Consider the following 7,274-nt stretch of genomic DNA (forward strand, 5'->3'; position numbering starts at 1 on the left):
GGACAGTTTGCCACGGTTGGCGCCGCCGCCCAATGGCCCTTGCGCGCCCTAGTGCCGGCGCGCCGGGCGGAAGCCGCGCACGGCGCGGCGCAACTCGGCGACCCGGCGGGGCGCGCCGCCGCCGTAGCGCAGGCCGACGTAGAGTTCGGTGATGGCGGCGACGGCCGGCGCCAGGTCGGCGCGGTCGCGCGCGGCCCGGCGGGCGAAGTCGGCCGGCCCCTCGGCGGCGCCGCGGGTCAGGCCGATGCGCGCCAGGCGGGCCAGGAAACGGCCGTACAGGCGGTCCACCTCGTCGCCGCGCCCGGCGCCGTCGCGGAGCAGCGCGAAGGCCAGCCCGGCCAGGATCAGGCCGGCCCCGGCCAGCATGGCGAGCAGGGTGCCGTGCAGGGTCGCCAGCGACGGCGACAGCGCGCTGAGCAGGCGTTGCTGGCGTTCGAAGTCGTAGCCCAGCACCCACTGGTTCCAGCCGTTGCTCAGGTAGTCCCAGGTCTGCCGCAGGGTCTTCAGCCAGCCGGTGGGCAGGTTCAGGAGCGGCCGTTCGCCGGCCGGCAGGGCGTCGGCCAGGCCGCGCTCGACCCGCTCCGGCGCCACGGCCGCGGTCGGGTCGACCTGCACCCAGCCGGCGCCGGGCAGCCAGACCTCGGCCCAGGCGTGGGCGTCGCGGTCGCGCACGACCCAGTAGCCGCCCACCGCGTTGCGCTCGCCGCCCTGGTAGCCGGTGACCACGCGGGCCGGGATGCCGGCCGCCCGCATCAGCACCGTGAAGGCGTTGGCGTAGTGTTCGCAGAAGCCGCGCCGGGTCTGGAACAGGAAGTCGTCGACCGCGTCGTCGCCGAGCGGCGGCGGCGCCAGGGTGTAGTGGAAGGGTTCCTGGCGGAAGTAGGCGAGGGCGCGCGCGACGATGGCGCGCGGGTCGGCCGACTCGTCGGCCCAGCGCCGGGCCAGGGCCCGGCTCTCCGGGTTGTAGCCCTCGGGCAGGGCGAGCGTGCGGGCGCGCTGCCAGTTGGGCAACTCGGTCTCCATCTGGAAGGCCGGCCAGGAATGCACCGCGTAGCGCAGGCGGTCGTGGCCCTGGCGCGGCGTCAGCCATTCCAGGTAGGTGGTGCTCCAGGCGCCCTCCACCGGCACCTCCCGGGCCAGCCCGGCGACCGGCAGCCAGGGCTGGTCGCCGGCTTCCAGGGTGATGGTGTAGTCGAGTGCCGGGCCGGCCGGTTCGGCTTCCGGCATCCCGGCGTGGTTGCCGGCGCGGCGCCAGGTGCGGCCGTCGAAATCGCTCAGCACCGGGCCGCGCCAGTAGAGGCCGCGGGCGTCGGCGGCGGGGTCGGCGAAATCGACCCGGAAGGCGACCGCGTCGGACTGGATCAGCTGGCTGACGCTGCCCGGGGCCATGCTGTCCGTCAGGCCGGTGCGCGCGCTCTCGACCTGGACCAGGCCGGCCATCGGCCCCGCCAGGCGGGGAAACAGCAGGAACAGCAGGATCGCCAGGGGCAGCGCCTGGACGACGATCAGGGTGCCGGTGCGCAGGGCGGCGGCCGCCGCCGGCACCCGGCCGGCCTGGCTGGCCGCGAGCGAGGCGGTGAGGGCCGCGGTGGTCGTCAGCAGCCAGGCGGTCGTGACCATGTCCTGGTGGTGGATGAGCGTGGCCATGACCAGGAAGTAGCCGGCCAGGACCATGACCGCGTGGTCGCGCCGGCTGTCCGTTTCGAGCAGCTTGAGCGCGGCCATCATGACCAGCAGGGCGATCCCAGCCTCCGGACCGGCCAGGGTGTGGAACTGCAGATAGGTGGCGGCGACGCCGGCGCCGGCCAGGGTCACCCGCAGCAGGCGCTGGGCGCCGCCCGGGCGCCAGGCCGGGCTCAGCCGCCAGGCCAGGGTCATGGCCGCCGCCAGGCCGACCCAGCCGGGCACGAACAGCATGTGCGGGGCCAGGGCCAGGGCGACCGGCAGGACCAGCCAGAGGGTGCCTGGATCGCGCCAGCCGGAGGTCCGTTCAGGCATGGCGGGCGAGGGCCGCGAGGGCCTCTTGCAGGTGCCGCTCGCCGCGTCCGGGCGGCAGGCGGAAGTTCGCCAGTTCGAGGCCCCAGGGCCGGTCCTGGGCGGACGCGTCGAGGGCCCAGCGGGCGAGCCGGGACAGGCGGCCCTCGACGTCGCTCTCCGGGCAGTCCTGCCAGCGCAGCCAGGTCTCGCCGGCGCCCGCACCGGCGAACTGCTTGGTCAAGGGCGGCAGGCCGCGGGCGACGCTCTTCCAGGCGATCCGGCGCGGCGAGTCGCCCGGCCGGTATTCGCGCAAGGCGGCGAACTCGTCCTCGCCCGGCCGGCGCCAGGACAGGGCGCGGCCATCGCCGGCCGGTTCCGGGAAGGGCAGCGGGTTCGCCGCCGGCTTGGGGTAGACCAGGACGCCCCAGTCGAGTTTGAACACGGCCCAGCAGCGGAACAGTCCGAGCGGCCAGGTCGAGGACAGGGTCAGGCGGTCGAGGCGGTGCCAGCCGCGTACCGGCTGGCCGACGTCGAGGTCCAGGCTGGCGGTGCTGCGGGCGTCGAGGTCTGCGAGTCCGCTGCTCAGTTCGGCGTGCTCCAGGCACAGGCCGGGGCGCGCCCGCCCGGCCCGGTTTTCCACCGCCAGCCGGAAACGGGCCTGTTCGCCGGCGAACACCGGCGCCGTGGCGAGGGGGCGCAGGGCCAGCCCGACCAGGTTGCGCTGGCTGTGGAACAGGCTGACGATGCCGATGCCGGCCATCAGGAAGGTGAACAGGTAGCCCAGGCTGATGCCGTAGTTGACCGAGACCATGAGCAGGGCCAGCAGGAGGAGGCCGAACACCAGGCCCATGCGCGTCGGCAGGACGTACAGGCGCCCGGCCGCCAGGTTGATCGGGCCGGCCTCGGTGGCCGGCCGGCGCCAGGGCAGGTTGAGGCGCAGCCCGGCCACTTACGGGATCGGGACCTGGAGCAGGATGCGCGCGGCCCAGAAGTCGTCCGCCCCGGTGATCCCGGGCGCCGGGCGCAGGCGGTGGCCGACGATGCCGGGCAGCACGGCCTGGATGTCCTCGGGCTGGACGAAGTCGCGCCCGGCCAGGTAGGCCCAGGCCTGGCCGGCGTGCTTGAGGGCGAGGCCGCCGCGCGGGCTCAGGCCGGCGGCGAAGCTGGCGTTGCGCCGGCTCGCCTCGATGATGGCCTGCAGGTAGTCGAGCAGGGCGTCGGCCACCCGTACCGCGCGCACCTCCTCCTGCATGGCGGCGAAGCGGGCCGGGCTGAGCACCGGCGCCAGGCCGGCGACCAGGTCGCGGCGGTCCTGCCCGGCCAGGAGATCGCGCTCCGCGGCGGCGTTCGGATAGCCGAGCGACAGGCGCATCAGGAAGCGGTCGAGCTGCGACTCGGGCAGCGGAAACACGCCCACCTGGTCGGTCGGGTTCTGGGTGGCGATGACGAAGAACGGCCGCGGCAACGGCCGGGTCTCGCCCTCGATGCTGACCTGGCCTTCCTCCATGGCCTCGAGCAGGGCGCTTTGCGCCTTCGGGCTGGCGCGGTTGATCTCGTCGGCCAGGATGACCTGGGCGAAGATCGGCCCGGCGTGGAAGCGGAAGCCGCCGGTCTCCCGGTCGAACACGGCCGCCCCAGGATGTCCGCCGGCAGCAGGTCGCTGGTGAACTGGATGCGCTGGTAGTCGAGGCCCAGGCTGCGCGCCAGGGCATGCGCCAGGGTGGTCTTGCCGACCCCGGGCAGGTCCTCGATGAGCAGGTGGCCGCGCGCCAGCAGGCAGGCCAGGCACAGGCGCACCTGGCGCTCCTTGCCCAGGATGACCCGGTTGATGTGCTCGACGACGTTGGCGATCTCGCTGTTCATGGCCGCAAGGATAACCCGGCGGCCGCCCCGGCGGGGCGTTCAGGCGAGCGGCGCGGCCACCGCGAGGAGCGCCTCGATGTGGGCGGCGGCGGCGTCGAACCGGTCGCCCGGGACCGGGCGGGAGAAGTAGTAGCCCTGCGCGCAGCGGCACTGCATGGTGCGCAGCAGGGCGAGCTGCTCGGCGCTCTCGACCCCCTCGGCGACCACGCTCATGCCCAGGCCGCGCGCCATGGCGATCACCGCCTCGATGAGGGAGCGGTCGCTGCTGTCCTCGCCCATGTCGCGCACGAAGCTCTTGTCGACCTTGAGGGTGTCGATCGGGAAGCGCTTCAGGTAGGACAGCGACGAGTAGCCGGTGCCGAAATCGTCCAGGTAGATGTGGAAGCCGATCTCGCGCACCGCCTTGAGCCAGGCCAGGGACTTGTCGATGTCGGCGAGCAGGACGCCCTCGGTGATCTCCAGGGCCAGGCGGCCGGGATCGATGCCGTGGTGGCTCACCGTCTCGGCCAGGAGGGCGGGCGGCAGGCCGTTCGGGATCTGCCGTCCGGACACGTTGACCGAGAGGTAGCGGTCGATGCCCCGGCCCTGCCACTCGGCCAGTTGCCGGCAGGCGACCTCGATGGTCCAGAGGCCGATCTCGTCGATCAGGCCGATCTCCTCGGCGAGCGGGATGAAGGTGTCGGGCGGCACCATGCCCTGGCTCGGGTGCGGCCAGCGGATCAGCGCCTCGGCGCCGGCCAGGCGGTTTTCGGCCAGGTCGACGATGGGCTGGAAATAGAGCTGGAACTCGTGCTGCCGGCTGGCCTGGCGGAGGTCGTTCTCCAGTTGCCGGCGTTGTTCGGCGGCGGCGGCCAGGGTGGCGTCGAAGAACACGTAGCCGTTGCCGCCCTGGGCCTTGGCCCGGTCCAGGGCCAGCTCGGCATCGCGCAGCAGGCCGGCGAGGTCGCCGGCGTCGCGCGGGAACACCGTGATGCCGACGCTGGCGTGGACGTGGATGGGCACGCCGTCGACGTGGAACGGCTTGCGGATGGAGTTCAGGATGCGTTCCGCCACCTGGCCGGCGTTGCCGCCGCTGGCCAGGCTTTCCAGGGCCAGGGCGAAGCGGTCGCCGCCCAGGCGGGCGATGGTGTCGCTGCCCTTGACGCAGTGCGCCAGGCGGGCGGTGGCGTCCTTGAGCAGGGTGTCGCCGACCGGCAGGCCGAAGCCCTCGTTGATGCGCCGGAAATTGTCGATGTCGACCATCATCAGGGTGAAGCCGCCGGTCTGGGCGATGAGGGGGTCGCCGAGCAGGGCCTGCAGCTTCTCCTCCAGACCGAGCCGGTTGGTGACCCCGGTCAGCTTGTCGGTGATGGCCAGGCGCCGCGCCGAGGCCTCCGCCTCCTTGTGCTCGGTGACGTCGTGGACGACGCCCTGGAGCAGGTCTTCGCCGATCGGCGCCAGGACGACGTTGAGTCAGCGCCGGTTGCCTCCGCGCGGCCGTATGGCCAGGTCGTCGGAGACGCCGACGTTGTCGAGGCGGGCGTTGAGGCCCAGTTCGACGACCCGCGAGGTGTTCTCCCAGGCCAGCTGGCGGATGTTGAGCACGCCCTGGAAGTCGCTGTTGGCCGGGATGCCGAGCAGGCGCGCGAAGGCCGGGTTCCAGGAGTTCAGGATGCCGTCCTGGGCGGCGATGAAGATGCCCGTCTCGGCGTTCTCGAAGATCGAGTGGTATTTCCTTTCCTCGACCTCCTTGGCCAGGCGCAGGCGGCGTTCCTGGCCGAGCGTGTCGGCGAGGTCGCCGGCCAGGTTGTTGATGTCCTGGACCAGGCGGCCGATCTCGGTGTCGCCGTGGTTGGTCGGCACGGCCAGGCGTTCGCCGCGCGTGGCATCGAGGTGGTGCAGGCCGTCCGACATCGCCTTGATCGGGCGCACGATGAAGATGAGCATGACCGCGATCACGGCGAGGGCGACGAGGCCGAGCTGGCCGAGGGTCTGCAGGATCACGAAGCGCACTTCGTCGTAGGTGGCGCGCTGGATGGCACGGGCGTTGGCGGCCACCTGGATGCGGCCGATGCGCTTGCCCGGGTTGAACGGCGAATAGACGTCCCGGCTCAGGTGCGGGTAGTCGGCGGTGGCGGTCCCGGACGGCGCCCCCGGCTGGCTGCGCTGGACCAGATCGGCCCCGTCCGCCTCGATCACCACGGATAGCACCTCCTGGTTCTTGAGCAGGCCGAGGGCGACCTCGTCGGCGAGTTGCGCGTCCTTGACGAAACAGGCGACGCTGACCGTGCTCTCGACGGTATCCAGGAGCTGTTCCAGATGCTGGGTGGCGGCCTTGTGCTGGCGTTCGCCGGTGACCAGGATGGTGGCGGCGATGGTGAGGGCGCCGGCCAGGAAGAAGCTGGCCAGGAGCACGCTGGCGGAGCGGACCAGGATGCTGTGGCGGCCGAAGGTCCGCATGGCCACGCTCAGCGTCCGAGGTCGAGGACGATCTTGACCCGGGCGTCGACCTGGCTGCGTTCGATGTAGCCGATGGCGCCGCGCTGGCGGGCGAGCAGGTCCAGGGCTTCGGCCGCGCTTTTCGCCTGGTGCGGCGGGCTGGTGCGGCCCGAGAAGAGCAGGCGGGCCCAGTAGGCGTTGATCTCGGCCAGGTCCTTGTTGACCAGGAGGCGGTAGAAGAGGGCCTTCTCCGGCTGCGTGTCCGGCTGGTCGATGGGCACGGCGGGGATGCCGGACGGCAGCTGGCGGTAGCGGCCCATGAAGATGTTGACCGCCTCCTCCTGGGTCAGCCGGTCGACCCCGCTCTTGGCGTTGACCACCAGCACCAAGTCGGCGTCCGCCCGCGCCCAGGCGGGCAGGAGCAGGGCGAGGAGGAGCAGGAGGCGGGCGCAGCGGGTCAAGTGGGCTCCACTAGAAGACGAAATCCAGGGCCAGGCTGAACACGGTCATCTTGCCGTCCCAGCCGGGGACCTTTTCTTCCCGGTAGGGGAACACCGAGGACGGCTTGCCGTCGATGCGGTCGATCTGGGCCTTCAGGTCCAGGTTCTTGGCGACGTCCCAGCGGGCGCCCAGGAACCAGGTGTGCTGGTCGGCATGGGTGGCGGCGGAGAGCTGGTGGGCGACCGCGCCGTAGAAGGTGGCCGGGAAGTCGATCGGATCCGACTTGGTGCGCGAGTAGCCGACGTAGGGCGTGACCGCGCCGGTCCGGTAGGAGGCGATCGCATAGCCCGAGCGGGCGTCCTCGAAGGCGGCGCTGCCCTGGTCGATCCGGCTCAGCATGGCCTGGAACTGGAACGGCCCGTTGTCGTAGGCCAGGCCGAGGGAATCGTAGCGGGTCCAGGTTCCGGCCACCGACATCTCGGGCACGTGGCCGATGACGTCGACGCCGGTGAACTGGTTGATCGGGATTTCCTTGTCGAAACGGACGCGGGTCTGGCCGATCCGGAACTGCCAGG

The 7,274-nt window shown here is 72.3% G+C and carries 6 protein-coding genes and 1 pseudogene; all 7 read right to left on the bottom strand.

What is annotated here, in order from left to right:
• Positions 1-48: 48 nt before the first annotated feature.
• A complete protein-coding gene (locus EZJ19_RS03780; RefSeq protein WP_131444958.1) occupies positions 49-1,998 on the bottom strand; it encodes a transglutaminase TgpA family protein in 1,950 nt (649 codons plus the stop codon).
• A complete protein-coding gene (locus tag EZJ19_RS03785) occupies positions 1,991-2,926 on the bottom strand; it encodes a DUF58 domain-containing protein (RefSeq protein WP_131444959.1) in 936 nt (311 codons plus the stop codon). The genes EZJ19_RS03780 and EZJ19_RS03785 overlap by 8 nt, the downstream gene beginning before the upstream one ends.
• A pseudogene (locus EZJ19_RS03790) lies at positions 2,927-3,840 on the bottom strand (AAA family ATPase). It lies immediately after the preceding gene.
• 39 nt (positions 3,841-3,879) lie between these two features.
• Positions 3,880-5,280, bottom strand: coding sequence for a putative bifunctional diguanylate cyclase/phosphodiesterase (locus EZJ19_RS03795; RefSeq protein WP_338069408.1), 1,401 nt, complete (start codon positions 5,278-5,280; stop codon positions 3,880-3,882).
• Positions 5,281-5,292: 12 nt separating this feature from the next.
• Positions 5,293-6,279: a PAS domain-containing protein gene (locus tag EZJ19_RS03800; protein WP_165873449.1), complete on the bottom strand. Its 987-nt coding sequence runs from the start codon at positions 6,277-6,279 to the stop codon at positions 5,293-5,295.
• An 8-nt stretch (positions 6,280-6,287) separates the two neighbouring features.
• A complete protein-coding gene (locus tag EZJ19_RS03805; protein ID WP_131444962.1) occupies positions 6,288-6,719 on the bottom strand; it encodes a type 2 periplasmic-binding domain-containing protein in 432 nt (143 codons plus the stop codon).
• Positions 6,720-6,729: 10 nt separating this feature from the next.
• Positions 6,730-7,274 (bottom strand): porin (locus EZJ19_RS03810; RefSeq protein WP_131444963.1); only part of this gene is annotated, 545 nt, incomplete at its 5' end.

The sequence above is a fragment of the Parasulfuritortus cantonensis genome (assembly GCF_004337445.1).
Lineage (GTDB): Bacteria > Pseudomonadota > Gammaproteobacteria > Burkholderiales > Thiobacillaceae > Parasulfuritortus > Parasulfuritortus cantonensis.